This window comes from Mycolicibacterium sp. P4_G11 (assembly GCF_056555145.1).
This window is the reverse complement of the sequence record NZ_JBFUJW010000005.1, coordinates 120,943-142,492: the sequence shown is the minus strand read 5'-3', so window position 1 is coordinate 142,492 and position 21,550 is coordinate 120,943. Positions and strand designations below refer to the sequence as shown.

Annotated in this window: 19 protein-coding genes; 7 read left to right on the top strand and 12 right to left on the bottom strand. The window is 66.5% G+C overall.

The genetic code is table 11. The features are described from left to right. Positions 1–34: 34 nt before the first annotated feature. Together AC1U2B_RS11915 and AC1U2B_RS11910 are read right to left on the bottom strand one after the other, a co-directional pair. Complete coding sequence (locus AC1U2B_RS11915) at positions 35–910, bottom strand: LLM class flavin-dependent oxidoreductase (protein WP_133763254.1); 876 nt, start codon at positions 908–910, stop codon at positions 35–37. A 59-nt stretch (positions 911–969) separates the two neighbouring features. After that, positions 970–2,166 carry a diiron oxygenase gene (locus tag AC1U2B_RS11910; RefSeq protein WP_480216955.1) on the bottom strand — a complete coding sequence of 399 codons (1,197 nt, stop codon included), beginning with the start codon at positions 2,164–2,166 and terminating at the stop codon, positions 970–972. A 116-nt stretch (positions 2,167–2,282) separates the two neighbouring features. Here AC1U2B_RS11910 and cobF point away from each other — a divergent pair, with 116 nt between their 5' ends. Together cobF and AC1U2B_RS11900 are read left to right on the top strand one after the other, a co-directional pair. After that, a complete protein-coding gene (gene cobF / locus AC1U2B_RS11905) occupies positions 2,283–3,038 on the top strand; it encodes a precorrin-6A synthase (deacetylating) (RefSeq protein WP_480216954.1) in 756 nt (251 codons plus the stop codon). Continuing rightward, the gene (locus tag AC1U2B_RS11900; RefSeq protein WP_260932843.1) at positions 3,035–3,430 is read left to right on the top strand and encodes a phage holin family protein; all 396 of its coding nucleotides are present in this window, start codon (positions 3,035–3,037) and stop codon (positions 3,428–3,430) included. The genes cobF and AC1U2B_RS11900 overlap by 4 nt, the downstream gene beginning before the upstream one ends. 51 nt (positions 3,431–3,481) lie before the next feature. On the opposite strand, the gene AC1U2B_RS11895 is transcribed toward AC1U2B_RS11900, so the two are convergent. Further along, the gene (locus AC1U2B_RS11895; protein WP_480216953.1) at positions 3,482–5,266 is read right to left on the bottom strand and encodes an FUSC family protein; all 1,785 of its coding nucleotides are present in this window, start codon (positions 5,264–5,266) and stop codon (positions 3,482–3,484) included. Between the two features lie 40 nt (positions 5,267–5,306). Between AC1U2B_RS11895 and AC1U2B_RS11890 the strand changes: the two genes are divergently transcribed. Then, positions 5,307–6,170 carry an Fpg/Nei family DNA glycosylase gene (locus AC1U2B_RS11890; protein ID WP_260971674.1) on the top strand — a complete coding sequence of 288 codons (864 nt, stop codon included), beginning with the start codon at positions 5,307–5,309 and terminating at the stop codon, positions 6,168–6,170. A 1-nt stretch (position 6,171) separates the two neighbouring features. Here AC1U2B_RS11890 and AC1U2B_RS11885 read toward each other — a convergent pair whose 3' ends face one another. Continuing rightward, positions 6,172–6,729: a chorismate mutase gene (locus AC1U2B_RS11885; RefSeq protein ID WP_480216952.1), complete on the bottom strand. Its 558-nt coding sequence runs from the start codon at positions 6,727–6,729 to the stop codon at positions 6,172–6,174. A gap of 60 nt (positions 6,730–6,789) precedes the next feature. Between AC1U2B_RS11885 and AC1U2B_RS11880 the strand changes: the two genes are divergently transcribed. Then, positions 6,790–7,539: an SDR family oxidoreductase gene (locus tag AC1U2B_RS11880; RefSeq protein WP_480216951.1), complete on the top strand. Its 750-nt coding sequence runs from the start codon at positions 6,790–6,792 to the stop codon at positions 7,537–7,539. A gap of 51 nt (positions 7,540–7,590) precedes the next feature. On the opposite strand, the gene pgi is transcribed toward AC1U2B_RS11880, so the two are convergent. Further along, on the bottom strand, positions 7,591–9,255 hold the full coding sequence (gene pgi / locus AC1U2B_RS11875) for a glucose-6-phosphate isomerase (protein WP_480216950.1): 1,665 nt from the start codon (positions 9,253–9,255) through the stop codon (positions 7,591–7,593). Positions 9,256–9,300: 45 nt separating this feature from the next. Continuing rightward, positions 9,301–9,594: a chorismate mutase gene (locus AC1U2B_RS11870; protein ID WP_133763263.1), complete on the bottom strand. Its 294-nt coding sequence runs from the start codon at positions 9,592–9,594 to the stop codon at positions 9,301–9,303. Between the two features lie 200 nt (positions 9,595–9,794). On the opposite strand from AC1U2B_RS11870, the gene pcrA reads away from it, so the two are divergent. Further along, a complete protein-coding gene (gene pcrA, locus AC1U2B_RS11865; RefSeq protein ID WP_480216949.1) occupies positions 9,795–12,131 on the top strand; it encodes a DNA helicase PcrA in 2,337 nt (778 codons plus the stop codon). A 66-nt stretch (positions 12,132–12,197) separates the two neighbouring features. Here the strand turns inward: pcrA and AC1U2B_RS11860 are convergent, their stop codons facing one another. Together AC1U2B_RS11860 and AC1U2B_RS11855 are read right to left on the bottom strand one after the other, a co-directional pair. Next, positions 12,198–12,887: a hypothetical protein gene (locus AC1U2B_RS11860; RefSeq protein WP_480216948.1), complete on the bottom strand. Its 690-nt coding sequence runs from the start codon at positions 12,885–12,887 to the stop codon at positions 12,198–12,200. A 3-nt stretch (positions 12,888–12,890) separates the two neighbouring features. Beyond that, positions 12,891–13,982, bottom strand: a complete 1,092-nt coding sequence (locus tag AC1U2B_RS11855; protein WP_480216947.1) for a M23 family metallopeptidase — start codon at positions 13,980–13,982, stop codon at positions 12,891–12,893. Between the two features lie 269 nt (positions 13,983–14,251). On the opposite strand from AC1U2B_RS11855, the gene sucC reads away from it, so the two are divergent. Together sucC and sucD are read left to right on the top strand one after the other, a co-directional pair. Next, a complete protein-coding gene (gene sucC, locus AC1U2B_RS11850) occupies positions 14,252–15,415 on the top strand; it encodes an ADP-forming succinate--CoA ligase subunit beta (protein ID WP_260932819.1) in 1,164 nt (387 codons plus the stop codon). 15 nt (positions 15,416–15,430) lie between these two features. Then, complete coding sequence (sucD, locus tag AC1U2B_RS11845; protein WP_020099021.1) at positions 15,431–16,333, top strand: succinate--CoA ligase subunit alpha; 903 nt, start codon at positions 15,431–15,433, stop codon at positions 16,331–16,333. A gap of 68 nt (positions 16,334–16,401) precedes the next feature. On the opposite strand, the gene AC1U2B_RS11840 is transcribed toward sucD, so the two are convergent. The 4 genes from AC1U2B_RS11840 to AC1U2B_RS11825 all read right to left on the bottom strand — a co-directional run bounded on the left by AC1U2B_RS11840 (position 16,402) and on the right by AC1U2B_RS11825 (position 21,302). After that, positions 16,402–18,270 (bottom strand): S9 family peptidase, encoded by a 1,869-nt coding sequence (locus AC1U2B_RS11840; RefSeq protein WP_480216946.1) that lies wholly within the window; start codon positions 18,268–18,270, stop codon positions 16,402–16,404. A 69-nt stretch (positions 18,271–18,339) separates the two neighbouring features. Continuing rightward, positions 18,340–18,954: a TetR/AcrR family transcriptional regulator gene (locus tag AC1U2B_RS11835; protein ID WP_081936506.1), complete on the bottom strand. Its 615-nt coding sequence runs from the start codon at positions 18,952–18,954 to the stop codon at positions 18,340–18,342. 146 nt (positions 18,955–19,100) lie between these two features. Further along, on the bottom strand, positions 19,101–20,186 hold the full coding sequence (locus tag AC1U2B_RS11830; RefSeq protein WP_480216945.1) for a MarR family transcriptional regulator: 1,086 nt from the start codon (positions 20,184–20,186) through the stop codon (positions 19,101–19,103). 3 nt (positions 20,187–20,189) lie between these two features. Further along, positions 20,190–21,302: an ATP-binding protein gene (locus AC1U2B_RS11825; protein WP_480217292.1), complete on the bottom strand. Its 1,113-nt coding sequence runs from the start codon at positions 21,300–21,302 to the stop codon at positions 20,190–20,192. Positions 21,303–21,550 lie beyond the last annotated feature (248 nt).

The following is a 21,550-nucleotide window of genomic DNA, read 5'->3' as shown; positions in this document are numbered from 1 at the left end:
TGCTGGTTTTGGGGGTTTCGCGTCCTCGCGGCGACTAGACCTTGGCGATGACGTTCTCCGCGAACATCTCGAGGTGCTTGATCTTCTCGTCGAGCGGCTGGGTGTCCTCGCCCATGATGTAGGGCACCCGGAAGCCGACGATGACGTCGGTGACGCCCTTGTCTTCGAGGCGCTTCACGCCGTCGACGGTGAAGCCGTCGATCGAGATGACGTGGATCTGGTACTCGTCGCAGAGTCCGATGCGCTCCTCGGATTCGCGGTACTGCGCCAGCTTCTTCAGCAGTGGGTCGAGTTCGGCCGGGTCGCCGCCGCCGTGCATCCAGCCGTCGTTGCGGGCCGCGCGCTTGAGTGCGGCGTCGGCGTGGCCTCCGACCAGGATCGGCACCGGCTTGGTCGGCGCGGGCGTCATCTTGGTCTTGGGGATGTCGTAGAACTCGCCGTGGTACTCGAAGTAGTCACCCGAGGTCAGGCCGCGGACGACGTCGATGCACTCGTCCATGCGCTTGCCGCGGCGGGCGAACGGCACGCCCATGACGTCGTAGTCCTCGGGCCACGGGCTGGTGCCGACGCCCAGGCCAAGGCGGTTGTCGAACATCGCGGCCAGGGACCCGGCCTGCTTGGCCACCAGGGCCGGCGGCCGGATGGGCAGCTTCAGCACGAAGATGTTGAAGTGCAGCTTGGTGGTGACCGCGGACAGGGCGCCGATCAGCGAGAACGACTCGATGAACGACTTGCCGTCGAGGAATTCGCGGCTGCCGTCGGCGGTGTACGGGTAGGTCGAGTCGGACTCGAAGGGGTACGCGATGCTGTCCGGGATGGTCATCGCGTGGTAGCCGGCCTCGTCGGCTGCCTTGGCCAGCGGGATGTAGTAGGACGGGTCGGTCATCGCTTCGGCGTAGGTGAACCTCATGACCCGATGTTAGAACGTGTTCTAGTTTTGTGTGCCGGGTACGGCCCATTCAGTGGCCGCTAGGTGAGCGGGAACGGCGGCAAACCGGCGCCGCTGACGGCGTAGCCGCCTTGCTGGCTGCGCTCGGTGACCCGTGCCGTCGCGGTGCGGTCGCCCACCGCCACGGTGACGGGGGTGCGGGGCAGCTCATCGAGTGCCTCGAAAACCGTTCCGCGCCAGTGGTACTGGCCGTCGATCGGATCCAGGTGTCCGGCCAGCCGGACCCGCACCTCGCGGCCGTCGATGGTGGCGGGTCCGTCATAGAGGTCTTCGGCGTCGGCGATGTCCGCGCGTGCCGCGGGCGCGATGGGGCCGCCGGGCAGGAATCCGCTGCGTCGCCACAGCCGGCGCGCGATGGGGCCGAGGAGTCCAACTTCCTCCAGGAACGAGGCCAGCGGCGCGAAGCCCGCGATCTGCGTCTCGATCCGGTGCGGCGAGGTCCGCGCCATCCGGCGGGCGGCCCGCGCGTCCAGGCCGACGCGGCGGTACTGCACCTTGTTGGTGAACAGGAACCGGAAGAACAGCCCACCCACGCCGTTGAGATTGCCGATCCAGAAGCGCTTCGGCCACGACATCTCGGGCGTGCGCTTGCGCAGCCCGTCGCGGGCGAACTGGATGTGTCGGGCCTCTTCGGTGACGTGAATCCGCATGAGCCGCTGCACCATTGGCTGCAGCTCGGGGTCGTCCATCATCTGCCGCTGCAGCGAATCGAAGATTTCCTCGCCGATCAGCGCCGCCACCCACAGCATCGAGCCCTGGAAGGCGAACGGCAGCATGTTGATGATCGTGCGCTGGTACCACTTCGGCCGCACCGGATCGGCGCCGACCTTCTCGATGGCCTTGCCGAACATCACCATGTGCCGGGTCTCGTCACCCAGCTCGGTCAGCTCGTAGTGGGTCGTGCTCGCAGTCGGGTCCTGGTGCATCATCTTGCGCAGCAGCGCCTGGTTCAGGATGTTCTCGAACCAGATGCCCGCCGAGAGGGTGTTCACCAGTTCCTGGCGGGACAGTTCGATCTGCTCGGCCCGGCTCATCGATTCCCAGATCGGCGTGCCGTACAGCGACACCACTTTCGGTGGCAGGAAGTACTTGTCCGGATCGATCGGCGCGTCCCAGTCGATGTCGACGATCGGCGCGTAAGACTTGCGCACCGAGCCTTTGAGCAGGCGCTCGGCGAACTCTGCGCGACTGGTCTGGCCCTTGACCGAAGCTGTCATCGTTGACATCCCTTCGAAAGTGTCCGGTGTCTCGAAGTTACGTCCGATACCGGAGGTAGTCAATACCTGCGGTACTGGATAAAAGTGAAGCCGCCGTAGACCGCTAGCCTTCGCGGATGCGCACTATCCACGTCATTGGTATCGGTGCCGGCGACCCGGACTACGTCACCGCTCAGGCCGTCGCGGCGCTCAATGACACCCAGGTGTTCTTCGCGATGGACAAGGGTGACACCAAGGACGACCTCGTCGCGCTACGCCGGTTGATCTGTGAGCGGTTCATCGAAAGCCCCGACTACCGGTTCGTGGCGCTGCCCGATCCCAAGCGGGCGAAGGCCGTAGATGGTCGGGCCTACCACGACGTTGTGAATGAATGGCATGCCGCGCGGGCCCGGCTGTGGGCGCAGGCCATCGAAACCGAACTCGGGCCCGACGGCGTCGGCGCCTTCCTGGCCTGGGGCGATCCGTCGCTCTACGACAGCACGCTGCGGATCCTGGACCGGGTCGCCGAACACGTCGAATTCGAGTTCGACGTCATCCCCGGCATCACCGCGATCCAGGCACTCACCGCCCGACATCGCATCCCGCTCAACGACATTGGCGAGCCGGTGCTGATCACGACGGGCCGTCAGCTGCGTGAGCACGGGCTGGCCGGTGCCGCGGTGGTGATGCTCGACGGCGAGTGCTCGTTCCTGGAATGCCCACCGCAGACCCGTATTTGGTGGGGCGCCTACCTCGGCACCCCGGACGAGATGCTGATCGCCGGCACCGTCGCCGACGTTGGGGAACGGATCACCCGGGAGCGTGCCGAGGCCCGGGCTCGGCACGGCTGGATCATGGACATCTATCTGCTGCGGGCAGAATCGACGGTATGAAATCGTTGTTGCTGCGGGCCGCCGTGACCGGCCTGGCGTTGTGGGTGGTCACCAAGATGGTGTCGGGGATCGCCTTCGTCTTCCCGGTGGGCAGCAGCCAACTGGAGCGGGTCGGCATCATCCTGGTCGTCGCGTTCGTCTTCGGGTTGGTCAACGCCATCATCAAGCCGATCGTGCAGCTGTTCGCTATCCCGCTGTACATCCTCACGCTCGGCCTGGTCCACATCGTGATCAACGCGTGGATGCTGTGGATCACCTCGTGGATCACCGAGAACACCACGCACTGGGGCCTGTCGATCGACCAGTTCTGGTTCACTGCGATCTGGGCGGCGATCCTGCTGTCTGTCGTCGGCTGGGCGCTGGGTCTGGTGCAGCGCGCCATCGAGAACTAGCGATTTGTGCACGATTTTCCGCGGTCGGCGCGGAAAAACGTGCACAAATCACTACGTCAGCGACGCCCGGATCGCCTGTAACTCGGTGGCGCCGAAGGCCGGTGGCTCGATGATGTCGGCTGCCGGACGTCCGGTGCGGACTGTTTCGGCCAGGTCGCCGATGGTTGCGGTCAGCCGCTCGGCGTCGTCGGGGGTGATCGGAGCTTCGGACCGTTCGGTGGCCCAACCCGCGGCGAGCGTCCGGTAGGCCAGTTGCTCGGTGGCCACGATCGCCGGCCAAAGTCGTTCTGCCGCAATCCGGTCCCTGGTCGACCCGCCGATGGCGGTGTCGTAGACCGGGAGCATGGCCATCGCGCGCAGCTGCAGATCGCGACGGTCATTGCGGGCCTGATCGGTGGTGACCGCGCCCGCGGCGAGATGGCTGACGACGACGGCGACGGCATCCAGCGTCGCGGCGATCGACTCGGCGGGGCGCGCTGCCGGATGTCCGCGCCGCGTCAGCCACAGCACCAGAAGTGCTACCGCGCAGCCGATCACGGTGTCGATGCCGCGGGCGAGCAGGAAGTCGAGCACGTTCGTGATGCGGTGACCACCGGAGGCGATGGTGAGTGCCGCCGGCGTGATGAAGATGACCGCGACCGTGTAGTTGCGCACCACGAACATCTCGATCACGAACTGCAGCGTGCCGACGATCAGGGCGAGCCAGGGACCACCGGGCGCGGCGACCAAGATGCCCCCGGCCAGCAGCAGACCGAGCCAGGTGCCCAGGGTGCGTTCGATGCCGCGTTGCACTGTGCGCCGCCAATCGAACCCCTGGTGCAGCATCAGCACTGCCGCCGCCATGGCCCAGTAGGCGTGGTCCATGTTCAGGCCGACGGTCACGGTACCGGCGATCGCCACGGCGACCGCGGTGCGCAGTGCGGCGGTCAGCGGGGGAGCCCCCGGCGTCACGGCCCGACGCAGCAGGGTGCCGACGGACGGCCGTCCCAGCGGGATCAGGCCCTCGAAACTGCCGCCGATGTCGTCGGGCACCGCGCCCAGCTGCCGTGCCGACGCGGCGCCGTCGACCGACATGGGTTGGCCGCGGTCGGCGGCGGCCATGGCTTCGGCGAACAGCACGTGTAGCCGGCGGTTCGTCATCCGCAGCCGATACAGGGCGTCATCCGGTTTGGGCCGCACCGGCTGGAACGTCACCAGGGTGATCCACGCTTCGTGCAGGAGTTGGGCGGCACGGTGCCGGGCGTCGGGCGACGAGGTTTCGATGTAGGTGGCCACCGCTTCGGCCGCACTGGCCACCGCGGCGCGCTCCGGCCCGCGCGGGCGGACCAGGACGCCCGCCATGTGAACCACCCAGGAGAACGCACCGCCGGCCAGCACCAGCGCACCCAGTCGCCACGGGCTCAGGTGCTCGGCCGCGATCCCGACCGCCGCCGCGCAGGCCAGCACCGGCATGTAGGCGCCCGGTGGTCCGACGGAGAGAGCCTGGCAGATCAGCACGGCGATCATCGCGATCACCGACACCACCAGCACGGCGGACCATGGGGTCGCGGCGGCCCAGTCGCCGAGTGCCACGACCACCGCGAAGGCGACGGCGATGGCGCCGAGGTACATCGCGCGGTTGAGATACGGGCGCCCACTGCCGTAGAGCGAGGTGAATCCGCCGATCGTCGCGACCAACCCGGCGGACACGTCTCCGGCGGCCCACCCGGCGAGAATCGGCACCATCATGCAGACCGCGGCCCGCAGCGCGAACGGCCAGCGGCGCGGTACCGCGTTCATGACCAGCATGCGTCGGAGCGGATTGGTGGCCGGGGCGGGCGCCGAGCGGTCTGCCATGTGTACAGCATGCGGTACCTCCAGTCGCTAGCCTGAACCCATGCCGGAACTTCCCGAGGTCGAGGCGCTCGCTGATCACCTGCGTCGTCATGCGGTCGGTCTGCCGATCGGCCGCGTCGACGTCTCCGCCTTCTCTGTGCTCAAGACCTTCGATCCGCCGCCGACGGCGCTGTACGGCAACGAGGTCACCGGGGCCAACCGCTGGGGCAAGTACCTGGGCCTGCAGGTCGGCGACCTGCACCTGATCACGCACCTGTCCCGGGCGGGGTGGTTGCGCTGGTCGGAGAAGCTGGCTCCCGCGCCGCTCAAACCAGGCAAGGGCCCGATCGCTTTACGGGTGCATCTCGGAAAGCCGGGTGAGGCACCGGGTTTCGACCTGACCGAGGCGGGGACCCAGAAGCGGTTGGCCGTCTGGCTGGTGAACGATCCGCTGGCGGTCCCGCAGATCGCCACGCTGGGACCGGACGCGCTGTCACTCGGGCCGACGGAATTGGGTGCGGTCCTGGCCGGCAACACCGGCCGGATCAAGAACGTCATCACTGACCAGCGGACGATTGCCGGGATCGGCAACGCCTACAGCGACGAAATCCTGCACGTGGCCAAGCTGTCCCCGTTCGCGACCGCGGGCAAGCTGACCGACGAACAGTTGGGGACGCTGCACGACGCGATGATCTCGGTGCTCACCGATGCGGTGAGTCGATCGGTCGGGCAGGGCGCGGCAACCCTCAAGGGGGAGAAGCGGTCTGGGCTTCGGGTGCACGCCCGCACCGGGCTGCCGTGCCCGGTGTGCGGCGACACGGTCCGTGAGGTGTCCTTTGCGGACAAGTCTTTTCAGTACTGCGCGACGTGCCAGACGGGTGGCAAGGTGCTGGCCGACCGGCGAATGTCCAAGCTGCTCAAGTGATTCAGCTGCAGTAGTTCTTGGTCGCGGCTGCCAGTGCCTGCTGATACAGCGGGTCCAGGTGCCGCTGCTCGGTCACCTGGGTGCGGGCCGCGTCCAGTGCGACGGCACAGCCCGGGCCGTGCAGAACGCCCTGCTGCGCGGCCATCTCGGTGACCATCGTGTGGTTGAAACCGTCTATCGCCGTGCGTGATTGGGACAGATCGGGCGCCGCCACGGGAGCGGTGGCCGGATCGAACTTCCACTGGCTGAACCGCAGGTACTCGATGCCCTCGGTGGCGTGAACCTGGTCGGTGAACACCTGCCGCACGAACGCGGGGTCGGCACCCGACGCTGTGGCCTGGGCGCCGACGGCGGACAGCACCTGATCGACCCGCGCGGGATCCTCGATCGAGCCGCCGTTGATCCACTTGACGGCGGCGACCGGATCGGCGGTCTGCAGCCGCTGGGCTGCGGTGTCGACCAGGCGGAACAGCGGATCGGTGTCGGCGTGGGCGAGGGGAGAGGACACCGGACCCCACGCGATGCCCAACCCGATGACCAACAGGGCGGCGAGCTTCATACGTCGATCCTGCACCCTGCGACCTTTCTTGACACGTGTCGAGTTCGCTACGCTGCAGTCATGACTCGGCAGAAAATCCTCATCACCGGAGCGAGCTCGGGCCTGGGCGCCGGTATGGCCCGGCAGTTCGCCGCCAAGGGGCGCGACCTCGCGCTGTGTGCCCGCCGGCTGGACAACCTCGAAGAACTCAAGGCCGAACTGACGGCGCAGTACCCCGGTGTCACGGTCGCCATCGCGTCGCTCGACGTCAACGACCACGACCAGGTGCCCAAGGTGTTCCAGGAGCTGTCCGACGAACTCGGCGGCATCGACTGTGTCATCGTCAACGCCGGCATCGGCAAGGGCTACCCGCTGGGCGGCGGGAAACTGTGGGCCAACAAGGCGACCATCGAGACGAATCTGGTTGCGGCACTGGTGCAGATCGAAACGGCGCTGGAGATCTTCAAGGCGGCGGGCCGGGGTCACCTGGTCCTGGTGTCGTCGGTGCTCGGCAACGTGGGCGTCCCGGGGTACAAGGCCGCGTATGCCGCCAGCAAGGCCGGCGTCACCTCGCTGGGCGAATCGCTGCGCGCCGAGTACCCGTCCGGCCCCATCAAGGTCACGGTGCTGGAGCCCGGCTACATCGAGTCCGAGATGACCGCCAAGTCCAAGTCCACCATGCTCATGGTCGACAACGAGACCGGCGTGAAGGCCATGGTCGACGCCATCGAGAAGGAGAAGGGCCGCGCTGTCGTCCCGGGCTGGCCGTGGTGGCCGCTGGTCGAGGTGATGAAGCTCGTCCCGCCGCGCTTCACCAAGTACTTCGCCTAGCGATTTGTGCACGATTTTCCGCGCGGACCGCGGATTTTCGTGCACAAATCACTACGAAACGCGGCCGCGTTCCGCTCGGTAATGCCGCACGAGGGCGTCGGTCGAGCTGTCGGACTGCGTGGCGGGTGCGGCGTCGGACGTGATGACGGGCAGCAGGGCCTTGGCCTGGGTCTTGCCCAGCTCGACGCCCCACTGGTCGAACGAGTCGATGCCCCAGATGACGCCCTCGGTGAAGACCTGGTGCTCGTACAGCGCGATCAGTTGCCCGACCACTGACGGCGTCAGCTTGGTCGCCAAAATCGAAGTGGTGGGCCGGTTTCCGGGCATCACCTTGTGCGGCACGACGTCGCCCGGGGTGCCCTCGGCCGCGATCTCCTCGGCAGTCTTGCCGAACGCCAGCACCTGTGTCTGGGCGAAGAAGTTGCTCATCAGCAGGTCGTGCATGCTGCCGGTGCCGTCGGCGGTGGGCAGGTCGTCGGTCGGCTCACTGAACCCGATGAAGTCGGCGGGCACCAGCCGGGTGCCCTGGTGCAGCAGTTGGTAGAAGGCGTGCTGGCCGTTGGTGCCCGGTTCGCCCCAGAAGATTTCGCCGGTGTCGGTGCTCACCGGCGTGCCGTCGGCGCGCACCGACTTGCCGTTGGACTCCATGGTCAGCTGCTGCAGGTAGGCCGCGAAGCGGGCCAGGTCGTTGGAGTAGGGGAGCACCGCGCGCGCTTGCGCGCCGAAGAAATCCGAGTACCACAGGCCGATGAGGCCAAGCAGCACAGGCGCATTCGCTTCCAGCGGTGCGGTGCGGAAGTGCTCGTCGACCAGATGGAAGCCGGCCAGGAACTCGCCGAACCGCTCCTTGCCGATGACGGCCATGACCGAGAGCCCGATGGCGCTGTCCACCGAGTAGCGGCCGCCGACCCAATCCCAGAAGCCGAACATGTTGGCGGTGTCGATGCCGAACTCCGACACCAGCTTTGCGTTCGTGGAGACGGCCACGAAATGCTTGGCGACGGCGTCATCACCGAGTGCGGCGACCAGCCAGCGGCGGGCCGCAGTCGCGTTGGTCAGGGTCTCCAAGGTCGAGAACGTCTTGGAGGCGACGATGAAAAGCGTTGTGGCAGGGTCGAGTCCGTCGAGCTTGGCAACCAGGTCCGCTGGGTCGACGTTCGACACGAACCGGGCCGAGATGCCGGCGTCGGCGTAGTGGCGCAGGGCCTGGTCGACCATCACGGGCCCCAGATCGGAGCCACCGATACCGATGTTCACGACCGTCGTGATGCGCTGCCCGGTGGCGCCGGTCCACTCGCCGCTGCGCAGCCGGTCGGTGAACGTGCCCATCTCGTCGAGCACTGAGTGCACGTCGGCGACCACGTCCTGACCGTCGACCACCAACGACGCACCCCGCGGCAGCCGCAACGCGGTGTGCAGCACCGCGCGGTCCTCGGAGGTGTTGATGTGCTGGCCGGCGAACATGGCGTCGCGGCGCTGTTCCAGCCCGGCCGCGCGGGCCAGGTCGAGCAGCAGCGCAAGGGTCTCGCGGGTCACCCGGTGCTTGCTGTAGTCGATGTACAGATCACCGACGGTGAGCGTCAGTTCCCGGCCACGGTCCGGGTCGTCGGCAAACAACTCGCGCAGCGTCGTCGTCTCGACCGCGGCATGGTGCGCGCTGAGCGACTTCCAGGCTGTGGTGGTCGAGATGTCGGCAGCGGGAGTGTGATCAGCCATGCCTCAAACCCTAGTGTGACGCAGGAAACGCCGCCCGGTATGGGGCTAGTGGCCGAGGCGGCCGCGGCCCAGGCGCAGGAGCAGCATCGCGAGGTCTTTACCCTCGGGGCCCAGCTCGCTGTAGCGCTCGATGACCTTCATCTCGCGGCTGTGCACCAGTCGGGTGCCGCCGGAGGCCATCCGGGCCTTGCCGATGAGCTTGGAGACCTCGGTGCGACGGGCGACGGCCGCCAGGATGGTGGCGTCCAGCTCGTCGATCTCGAGGCGGAGCTCGTCGATGTTGGGGAGTTCGGTTTCGGTTGACATGTTTTCCTCGCTGTTGGTGGATTCTGGTGTCATCCGAATTCAGGCCTCACACAACAAACGAGCCCCGGATCCGGATGCGGACCACGGGGCTGAAGGGAAGCAGCTAAACCCCGGGTACCGGCGTCCGGTACCCGTAGAAAAATCGCTGCTGCGCATTGAGCACGTTTCGAGTGTGCCATCCCGGCCGGTGCCAGCGCAAAGTTGTCGGTCTGCAGCGGTAAGTTTGAGCTGATATGACGAGCGCAGCCCCCGACACCGATCAGCTTCTAGACGGCCTCAACCCACAGCAGCGCGCAGCGGTGCTGCATGAAGGTTCGCCCCTGTTGATCGTGGCCGGAGCCGGCTCGGGCAAGACCGCGGTGCTGACGCGGCGCATCGCCTACCTGCTGGGCAACCGCGACGTCGGCGTCGGCCAGGTGCTGGCCATCACCTTCACCAACAAGGCCGCCGCCGAGATGCGTGAGCGCGTGGTCCAGCTGATCGGCCCGCGCGCCAAGTCGATGTGGGTGTCGACGTTCCACTCCACCTGCGTCCGCATCCTGCGCAACCAGGCCTCGCTGCTGCCGGGGCTGAACTCCAACTTCTCCATCTACGACGCCGATGACTCGCGCCGACTGCTGATGATGGTCGGCAAGGACCTCAACCTCGACGTCAAGCGGTACTCGCCGCGCATGCTGGCCACCGCGATCTCGAACCTGAAGAACGAACTGATCGACCCACTGCAGGCCGCCTCCGAGGCGTCCGAGGCCGACGAGGACCTGCCGCGCATCGTGGCCGAGGTGTACGGCGAGTATCAGCGCCGGCTGCGGGCAGCCAACGCCATGGACTTCGACGACTTGATCGGCGAGACAGTCGCTGTGCTGCAAAGCTTTCCGCAGATCGCGCAGTACTACCGGCGGCGTTTCCGGCACATCCTGGTCGACGAGTACCAGGACACCAACCACGCCCAGTACGTACTGGTGCGCGAGCTGGTCGGGCACCACGCACCGGAAGGCTCCGATGACGTCCCGCCCGCCGAACTGTGCGTCGTGGGTGACGCCGACCAGTCCATCTATGCGTTCCGCGGCGCGACGATTCGCAACATCGAGGACTTCGAGCGCGACTTCCCGAACGCGAAAACCATTCTGCTCGAACAGAACTACCGGTCCACCCAGAACATCCTGTCGGCCGCCAACGGCGTCATCAGCCGCAACGCCGGACGCCGCGACAAGAAGCTGTGGACCGACGCCGGTGAGGGCGAACTGATCGTCGGCTACGTCGCCGACAACGAGCACGACGAGGCCCGGTTCATCGCCGAGGAGATCGACACGCTGACCACCAAGGGCAGCGGTATCGACACCAAGTTCACCTACGGCGACGTCGCGGTGTTCTACCGCACCAACAACTCGTCGCGGGCGGTTGAAGACATCTTCATCCGGGCTGGCATTCCGTACAAAGTCGTTGGCGGCATGCGCTTTTACGAGCGCAAGGAGATTCGCGACATCGTCGCGTACCTGCGCGTGCTGGACAACCCGGGCGACGCCGTGAGCATGCGGCGCATCCTCAACACCCCGCGCCGGGGCATCGGCGACCGCGCGGAAGCCTGCGTGGCGGTGTACGCCGAGAACACCGGCGCCAGCTTCAACGACGCCCTGCAGGCCGCCGCCGAGGGCCGGGTGCCGATGCTGAACTCCCGCTCGGAGAAAGCGATTGCCAGTTTCGTCGAGCTCATGGACAGCTTGCGCGGCGGGCTCGACGGCGAGTTGGGTGACCTGGTGGAGACAGTGCTGGACCGCACCGGCTACCGCCGCGAACTGGAGGCCTCCAGCGACCCGCAGGATCAGGCGCGGCTGGACAACCTGAACGAATTGGTCAGCGTCGCACACGAATTCAGCACCGACCTGGCCAATGCGCAGGCCTTGCAGGAAGAGGAACTGGACGAGGACGTGCCCGACACCGGAGCGCTGGCCGCGTTCCTGGAGCGGGTCTCCCTGGTGGCCGACGCCGACGAAATCCCCGAAGACGGCGACGGCGTCGTCACCATGATGACGCTGCACACCGCCAAAGGCCTCGAATTCCCCGTCGTCTTCGTGACCGGCTGGGAAGACGGCATGTTCCCGCACATGCGCGCCCTCGGCGATCCGACCGAACTGTCCGAGGAACGGCGGCTGGCCTACGTCGGCATCACCCGGGCGCGGCAGCGGCTGTACCTCAGCCGCGCGAAGGTGCGGTCCTCGTGGGGGCAGCCGATGCTGAACCCGGAATCACGCTTCCTGCAAGAGATTCCACAAGAGCTGATCGACTGGCGGCGGGTCGAGCCGCCACCATCGTTGTCGGCACCGAGCCGCTACGGGTCCGCTGGCTCGAGCGGCCTGGGCGGTGGACGTCCGTCGCCGATGCGGCCGGCGCCGAACCGCAACAAGCCGCTGGTGGTGCTGTCCCCGGGCGACCGCGTCACGCACGACAAGTACGGTCTGGGTCGCGTCGAAGAGGTCAGCGGCGTCGGCGAATCGGCCATGTCGCTCATCGATTTCGGCAGTTCCGGCCGGGTCAAGTTGATGCACAATCACGCGCCCGTACAGAAGCTTTAACGTCGCCGCGCGCGAAAATCAGACGGTGCGATCTCGCTGATTTTTAGCCGGATTCGCCTCGGTGCGTCAGATTTTGGTGCACCAGCGCCCGGTGACGGGCAGCATCGCGAGCACCATGCTCGCGATGGGCAGCACCGGGATGCCGTAGACGATCGGCGGCAGTTTCGCCCCGGCGACGAACAAACTGGCGAAGATCACCAGCGTCACCAGGGCACCGACGACCACCACCACCCGGCCCGTGCGGCGCCGTAGCAGGACAGCGATCTGCCCGCCGATGGTGGCGCCGCAGCCGACCGCGGCGAGGAATCCGATGGCGACACAGAACAGCGGATCGGTGCGCCACCACCCGGCGATCAGCGAGGTGGCGATGACCGCCGTCGCCCAGCCACTCAAGATGCAGGCCGTGGCGGTGGCGCAGGCGGCGAACGGGCCGGGCGGCGGTTTCGGTGCCGGTGTCGGAGTGTCCTCGGCAGCTGGAATCGGGGCCGAAGCCGGGATGATCGTGGTCGCCGGAGCATCCTCAGCGGCGATCAGGCCCGTCGCGGGCTCGATGATGCTGGTCTGCGGAGCGTCGGCGACAGGGATGGCGCCGGTTGGGGTGCGGCGGATGATGCTGGTGGCCGGTGCGTCAGCAGCGGGGAACGGACCCGTCGGCACCCGACGGATCAGGCCGGTTCTGGGTTCGTCGTCAGACTGGCGCCCGAACGTCTGGGTGGGGTCGGACAACGGCCCATCGGCGGAGTTGTCGTCCGTCACGAATCAGCCGACGTAGCTACCCGGGCTCAGGCCACGCTGCGCCAGCCACGGCACGGGGTCGATGCGCTGGCTGCCGCCCATGAGCACCTCGAAATGGCAGTGCGGGCCGGTCGAGTTGCCGCGGTTGCCGATGGTGGCGATCTGGTCGCCGGCGAAAACGCGCTGGCCAACCGACACCACCCAGGTGTTGACGTGGCCGTACAGGGTCACGGTGCCGTCCGAGTGACGGACCTTGACCCAGGCGCCGTAACCGGCGGTCGGACCCGCGGCGACGACAACGCCGTCGGACACGGCGACGATCGGGGTGCCGATCGGGCCGGCGATGTCGATACCGCCGTGCAGGGCGCCCCAGCGGTAACCGAAGCCTGAGGTGAACACGCCCTTGGTCGGCATCACGAACAGCGGGCGGGCCAGCCGGGCTTCGCGCTCGGCGCGCTCCTGCGCGAAGGCGGCGCCATTGGCCAGTTCCTGGGCGTGTACGGCGCCGGACGCGGCAGCGGGTGCCACGTTGACGATCTGGATGCCATCGCTCGAGCCGGCGGAACCCGACGCCAGGACCTGATCGGCGGCCAGCTTGGTGCTGGTCGGCTGATCGGCGCTGGTCATCATGGAGTACCCGGCGGCGGCGGTGGCGCCGACGGCCATGGCAGCGGCGACCAGGCGGCCCTTCACGCCGTTGACGGGCTCAGGCTTGCGGTGGGTGCCGCGGCTCGCGCGCAGATCGATGACGTCGGTGTCGTCGAGACCATTGCTGGTATCGGTGTGGCTGTCGCGGTAGGCGCTCGCGGAGAGGCGCTGGGCGCCCTCGGGCTGCCGGAATTCGGCCGGGACAGTCAGGATCAGGGGGGTCTGGTCGTCGGTGTCGTCCAGATCGTCGAGCTCGGGGGCGGCGTTGACGCGGGAATCGCGGTCGAAAGCGCTCTCGGAGAGGTCCAGATCGTGCAGATCGCCGAACTCGTTGAACGGGATGATGTCGGTCACTTCGGCGGGGCTCATAGCGCGGGATAGCTTGATGGTGGTGCGGTCAGCATTCTCGGTGATGCCGGCGTTCGTCGCCTCTCCGAGGGGAGTACCAGACGAATCGTGCTCAGCCAACCGAAAATTCCTTTGCTCCGTGACCGTACCGTTACCGAGACCGCCCATGACGGTACTGAAAATCAGAACCGATTGGCAACCTATCGATGCCATTGGCCGGGAACTGTGATTTGCCTCACTCGTGGCTGTCGGGTGAGATGTACCACATGGGTGGTAGGCGGTGCAGGCTACTCATTAGTACGTGGCTAAAGTGCCGAGCGAGCCAGTGCGGCCCAATGCTGAAGTGAATTCAACCGTCAACGCAGACAGAACGGGATTTCTCAGAGCTCATGGATCTCTTCGAGTACCAGGCGAAAGAGCTGTTCGCCAAGCACAACGTTCCTACTACACCGGGCCGGGTCACCGAGTCCGCCGATGACGCGAAGGCGATCGCCGAAGAAATCGGCAAGCCCGTCATGATCAAGGCACAGGTCAAGGTCGGCGGCCGCGGCAAGGCCGGTGGCGTGAAGTACGCCGCCACCCCGGAGGACGCCCTCACCCACGCGCAGAACATCCTCGGCCTGGACATCAAGGGCCACGTCGTCAAGAAGCTGCTCGTTGCCGAGGCCAGCGACATCGCGGAGGAGTACTACATCTCCTTCCTGCTCGATCGCGCCAACCGCACCTACCTGGCCATGTGCTCGGTCGAGGGCGGCGTCGAGATCGAAGTAACCGCCGAGGAGAACCCCGACGCCCTGGCCAAGGTGCCCGTCGACGCGGTCAAGGGTGTCGACCTGGCGCTGGCTCGTGAGATCGCCGAGAAGGGCAAGCTGCCCGCCGAGGTGCTGGACGCCGCGGCCGTGACCATCCAGAAGCTGTGGGAGGTCTTCGTTGGTGAGGACGCCACCCTGGTCGAGGTCAACCCGCTGGTGCGCACCCCGGACGACCAGATCCTCGCCCTCGACGGCAAGGTCACCCTGGACGAGAACGCCAACTTCCGTCAGCCCGGCCACGAAGAGTTCGAGGACAAGGACGCCACCGATCCGCTCGAGCTCAAGGCCAAGGAGCACGACCTCAACTACGTCAAGCTCGACGGCGCGGTTGGCATCATCGGTAACGGTGCCGGTCTGGTCATGTCGACGCTGGACGTCGTCGCGTACGCCGGTGAGAACCACGGCGGCGTGAAGCCCGCCAACTTCCTGGACATCGGTGGTGGCGCCTCGGCCGAGGTGATGGCCGCCGGTCTGGACGTCATCCTGAACGACAGCCAGGTCAAGAGCGTCTTCGTGAACGTCTTCGGTGGCATCACCGCGTGTGACGCGGTCGCCAACGGCATCGTCGGCGCGCTGAAGACCTTGGGCGACGAGGCCAACAAGCCGCTGGTCGTTCGTCTCGACGGCAACAACGTCGAAGAGGGCCGTCGCATCCTGGCCGAGGCCAACCACCCGCTGGTGATCCAGGCCGAGACCATGGATTCCGGTGCCGACAAAGCCGCCGAGCTGGCGAACAAGTAAGGGAGCCAACTACTTATGTCTATCTTCCTGAACAAGGATTCCAAGGTCATCGTCCAGGGCATCACCGGCGGTGAGGGCACCAAGCACACCAAGCTGATGCTGAAGGCCGGCACCCAGGTCGTCGGTGGCGTGAACGCGCGCAAGGCCGGCACCAAGGTCTCGCACGTGGACAAGGACGGCAACGACATCGAGCTGCCCGTGTTCGCCACGGTGGCCGAGGCCATGAAGGAGACCGGCGCTGACGTGTCGATCGCCTTTGTGCCGCCGGCCTTCTCGAAGGACGCCATCATCGAGGCCATCGACGCCGAGATCCCGCTGCTCGTCGTGATCACCGAGGGCATCCCGGTGCAGGACAGCGCCTACGCGTGGGCCTACAACGTCGAGAAGGGTCAGAAGACCCGCATCATCGGCCCGAACTGCCCGGGCATCATCACCCCCGGTGAGGCGCTGGTCGGCATCACGCCGAACAACATCACCGGCAAGGGCCCGATCGGTCTGGTCTCCAAGTCGGGCACCCTGACCTACCAGATGATGTACGAGCTGCGCGATTTCGGTTTCTCGACCGCTATCGGCATCGGCGGCGACCCGGTCATCGGCACCACCCACATCGACGCCATCGAGGCGTTCGAGAAGGACCCGGAGACCAAGGTCATCGTGATGATCGGTGAGATCGGTGGCGACGCCGAAGAGCGTGCCGCCGACTACATCAAGGCCAACGTCACCAAGCCGGTCGTCGGCTACGTCGCGGGCTTCACCGCGCCGGAGGGCAAGACCATGGGCCACGCCGGCGCCATCGTCTCGGGCTCGTCGGGCACCGCCGCCGCCAAGCAGGAGGCCCTCGAGGCCGCCGGCGTGAAGGTCGGCAAGACCCCGTCGGCCACCGCTGCGCTGGCGCGCGAGATCCTGCAGTCGCTGTAATTCAGTAGTTTCAACAATGCCCCGCACCTTGGTGCGGGGCATTGTTGTTTGTGGCGGCGAATGCGCCGTCAGACGCGGCCGCCCAGGTGCTGGGACAGGAAGCGCTCGACGGCGTGGTTCATGTCGATCTGGTTGTCGGGGTTGAGGAATCCGTGTCCTTCGTCGGCCTTGACCATGTATTCGACCTCGACTCCGCGGATGCGCAATGCCTCGACGAGGTTGTCGGATTCGGCTTGCACGACGCGAGAGTCGTTGGCGCCCTGGACAACCAGCAGTGGTGTGCGGATTTGATCCACCTTGGTGATGGGGGAGCGGGCCAGCATGTCGGCCTCCTGCGCAGGGTCATTGGGGTCGCCCACGTACGTGTGCCAGTTGGTTGCAAGAAAGGGCCGGGCCACGTTGGGCAGGGTGCGCATGAAGTTTGCGAGACTTGAGATCCCGACGTAGTCGATGGCCGCTGCAAACACGTCCGGGGTGAACGTCACGCCCACCAGCGCGGCGTAGCCACCGTACGAGCCGCCGTAGATCGCCACCTTGTCCGGATCGGCGTAGCCCTGTTTGACGGCCCAGGCCACGGCATCGATCAGGTCGTCGTGCATCTTGCCCGCGAATTCCCCGATCGCAGCTTTGGTGAAGGCCTTGCCATAGCCCGTCGATCCGCGAAAGTTGACCTGCAGCACCGCATATCCGCGATTGGCCAGCAGCTGCACATCGGGTTGGAAGCCCCAGCAGTCGCGCGCCCACGGACCGCCGTGGACCAGCAGGACCAACGGCAGGTCAAGAGGCTTGATCCCGACCGGCAGCGTCAGATACGCATGCAGGTTCAGCCCGTCGCGCGACGTGATGGTCACGGGTGTCATCGGGGCCAGCGCATCGGGGTCCAGACGCGCGTAAGGCCGGAACAGCAGCCGGCTTTCGCCAGTCGAGTGGTCGTAGAGATAGGTGGCCCACGGATCACGGTCATGGGTGAAGCTGACCACCCACCGCTCCCCACTGTCGTCGGAAGACACGCTGGCGAGGTCGCCGTCCGAGAGTTTGGCCAGATTCTCCAGCACCGCAGCGAAATTCGGGTCCAACGGGTGGATGACCTGGCGTTCGCCGTAGTAGCGGACGCCGATCAGATCACCGGTCCGCTGGCTGAGGATGAACGGCGACGGGAGGACCATCTGGTTGCCCAGATCGAATGTCGGGTGGCTGTCGATCTCGGTCTCAGTGCCGTCGGCCACGTCGACCACGACCAGTCGAGACCGGTCGCTGTTCTCATAAGAGGGGAGCCAGATGCCCTTGCCGTCCGGTGTGACGGTGACGGGGAAGATGCCTACCGGGTAGTCGCTGCCGTCATAGACTTTGACCGGACGAAGGGTGCTCGTTGCCGGGTCCCAGTGCGAGATCTCGACGTCGCCTTCCGCGGTCAGCGTATTGGTGAACAGGTCGCCGCTTGGCCCGCTGAGCCAGTTGACGACGTTGCCGGGATTCTCCGCGCGAAGCGTGAGTTCGCCTGTGGCAATGTCGAGTTCGTAGACATCGAACAGTTCGGGATTGCGATTGTTGATCTGGACGATGGCCTTGCCCGGCAACCTCTTGGGCAGTTCGAAACTCGCTCGCGTCCCGGGAAACGGGGTCAGGTCCACCGCGGGCGTGTCCGGGTTCTCCAGGTCGATGCGGTACACATGCCAGTTCTCGTCACCGCCAGCGTCCTGCATGTAGAGCATCCATCGTGGATCGTCGGTCCACCGGTAGATGTACACACTGCGCGTTTCGTCGGCCGTGACGCACCGTGCGGTCGCGTCGTCGTCGACGTCCTGCACCCAGACGTTCAGACGGTTCTTCCACGGTGCCAGGTACGCGATCCTGGTTCCGTCGGGCGAGATCGTCGCCGCCGTGCGCTCGGGTGCGTCGAAAAGGTCTTCGACCGAGATGAGTTCGGGTAGCGCCATGGGAATTCCTTTCTTGGACAAGCTTGTTCGCCGGGCCGGCGTCGCCGGCTCGTGAGGAGTATGGGATTTTCAGTGTTTGACTGGGCCGCCCAGCCTGCCGTTGGTGGCTTCGCGGATCGCCCGGTCCATGAGCGTGAGCGCCTCGTCCTGGCTGACGCTCTTGCCGTCGACCACGATTGCCCTACTGACGTCTTCGTCGACGACTCGGAAGGCGCCCGTGACTGCCGCCGCGCACAGGCGGACGGTGAGATCGTCGTCGGGTAAGCCCAATCGGTCGGCGATGACCGGGATGAGTCCCCGCTCCATGCGGTCGTGGACCATCAGGTAGGCAGTGCGCAGGGCGGGGTCGGATGCTGTCATGGTCGCCAGCCGGATCGCGCTGAGCTCGTCCTCGATGTCCTGCGGTGACAGCGGATGCGCAATGGCATCTGCCGCAAGGTGTTCCGACAACGACAGTTCGTGCGGCCAGCGCCGGGCGCTCGCCAGGAACCGGTCGGCTGACTTGGCGAGCAGGGGTTCGACGCAACTCTCCTTGCTGCGGAAATAGCGCCAGATGGTGCGGGTGGAGAGCCCGGCGGTCGCTGCGATGTCGTCACCGCTGGTTCCGGCGACGCCCCGTTCCCAGAACAGGGCACAGGCAATGCGCGACACCGCAAGCCGCGCCTGGTCCTGCTTGTCGCTCATTGCCCTACCCTCCTGTCACTTAGTGACAGCCCAACTGTGTCACTAAGTGACAGGTTCGTCAAGGCGTCGGGTCGTGTTCGCTCGGAAGGGCGCAGATCGCAGTTCCGGCTTACGCGCGCTCGCTCGGCACGCTCGCGGCGTCAGCGTCAGCGTTGGCGGCGCTCGCGGTGGTGCAGATAGTTCCGGAGCAGCGGGTCGCTGAGGTCGTACCAGGTGGCGCGGCGATCGCCGTACTCCGCTTTTGCGGCGTGGACCCAACCGCCGGCCGTGAGGCGGCCCAGGGCCGCTGATGCCGACTGATTCGAAATACCCACGGCAGCAGCAAGATCGGTCACCGTCCGCGGACCGTCGGCGCGGGCGAGTTCGACGACGAGGCGTTGTTCTCCGGCCGGCAGCTGCCACAACAACTGTTGATAGTGCGGCGTCAGCTGTTCGAGTACCGCGTCGGCGGCGGGAGTGACACTCTCTAGTGCGGCTCGGTCGACGGTCTCGGCGATGATCTGCCAGGCGCGCGGCGCCCGGCCGATGATCTGCGCCACCTCGCCGATCTTGGCGCGCCCCTCGGAAGTCTTGACGTACGAAGCCAATTCGCGGTCACGGGCGTGCTGCGCGAGGAGTTCGGCGATATCGGCTTCGGCGAGGTCAGGTAGTTCCTCGATGATGAATGATCCGTACCACGGGTGGGTGCGGGACGAGACGGCCGGAAACAGCGCCGGCGCGGTGGCGAAAACCAAGACGGCGGTGGAGGTTTCGACCCAGGCGCGGAAGCTGCCCTGGCCCGCTTCGCCGATGGCATCGAAGATCCGGTCAGCGTTCTCGATCGCGACCAGCACCATGCGACCCGCAGCCAGGTCGAGGATTTCCCGTTCGAGTTCCAGTGCGTCGCCGCGGAGATCGCGAGCCCGCTCGTGGATCTCCTGGCCCTGAGTACGCAGCAGCTCGATGAGCAGATCCGGGTAGCTGCCGATGGCCAGTGCGTCCTCTGGAAGTGCCAGCAGCAGTGTGGCTTTGGCGGCCTTGCGCTGTTTCAGTGCCCGATGGATCGCTACCTGAAGCGTGTGGGTTTTGCCCGCGCCGCGCGGTGCGATGAGCAAGGTGTGCGGGCGGGAGCCGTCCTGCGCAGAGCTGACGATGCGGTCCGTCAGACGCTTGAGCAGTGGGCCGCGGCCGACGGTGCGGGCGTCGAGGTCCGCGGGGTCGACGGTGCCGGGGGAGAAGGCAGGGTGGGTCATGGCCTACCGCCTCATGGCGCGCCACGCCGATTGCACCAGACCGGAGGCGAAGCAGTCGTCGTCGCCGACGCGGCGGAGGTAGTGGTCCTGCTCGAGGCGTTCGATGAAGGACACCAGCTGGTCGCGGTCGCCGATGGGTGAGCCCTCGGTCTTCAAGAACTGCAGTGTTGCGTCGACGCTCAAAGGTGTTGGGGCATGGGCGTAGATGTCGAGCAGGCCGGCGATGGCGGGGGCGTCGTCGCCGTAGTAGTTGCGCAGTCGGTCACGGTAGTGCCGTAGGTCCCACGGGTCGTGCGGGTCGGTGATGGCGGCCGCGAGCAATTCCGCGATCCGGTCCGGCTTGACGGAGCCCTCCCGCGCAGCGCCCGCCACCAGGTGCTGGATGTAGTACGGCACGTTCTCCGCCGCGGCTGCAACGGATTCCGCGACCTGGTGCCGGTCGGTGGTCGGGACATTCGCGCCGAGCAGCAGGCACTCGGCGAGGTAGGTGGCGTGGTCGTGGCGGATGGGCCCGACGGTGACCTTGCGGATGTCGTTGACCGAGCTGAGCGCGTCTTCCGAAACATGGTGGAAGCCAATGGAACCGGAGAGGACGGTTGCCAGCCGGCCGGAGTTGTCCTGACGGAACCGGCGCAGCAGATGTAGGAATGCGTCGCCGCCGCCGGGCTTTTCGCGTTCGAGATTCCGCGCCAGGACGGTGACCTCGTCGATGAACAGCACCAGCGGGCCGTTCTTGGTGCGTGCGACGGCGCGCTGCAACAGGTCGTCGAGGGCGGCGTCGGCGCGGACTCGCTCGAACTTGAACGGTCCGGTGCCGACTGCCACCTTCCAGCGGTCGACCTCCTGGCGCAGGGCGTTGTCGACGCGGCCGAGTTCGGCGGCGAGGGCCGTGACGAACTCGGCGTAGGTCTGCCGCTCGGCGCTGACCGAGACGACGGTCAGGCCCTGCAGTCGCGCGGTGTGGGCGACGAGGCGGGACAGTGATGTCTTGCCGTGTCGGCGGTCGCCGACGAGCGCAGCGCCGCCGTCGGGCAGGCTGGCCAGGATTTCCTGCTGTTCGCGGACGCGGCCCACCACGTTCTCGGGCGGTACGACACCGCCGACCACGAGCGACATGGGTCTGATGGGCCAATTCATCTGGCAATTGTACGTCGAATTAGATGTACGTCTAGATAGTTGTACGTTGGAATTGTCGTGGGTTAGAAGGTCCAGCTGCCGGTCGGCGAAATGACGAAACCGTGGTGTTGGCTGGTCACGCAAGCAATGTAGTGGTCGTCACCGACAGCGCATCCCGGCGCGCCAATCGTGATCGACTTCGATCTGGCCATTGCTCAACCGTGCGTCGCCCCGGGGGTACCTCCTGA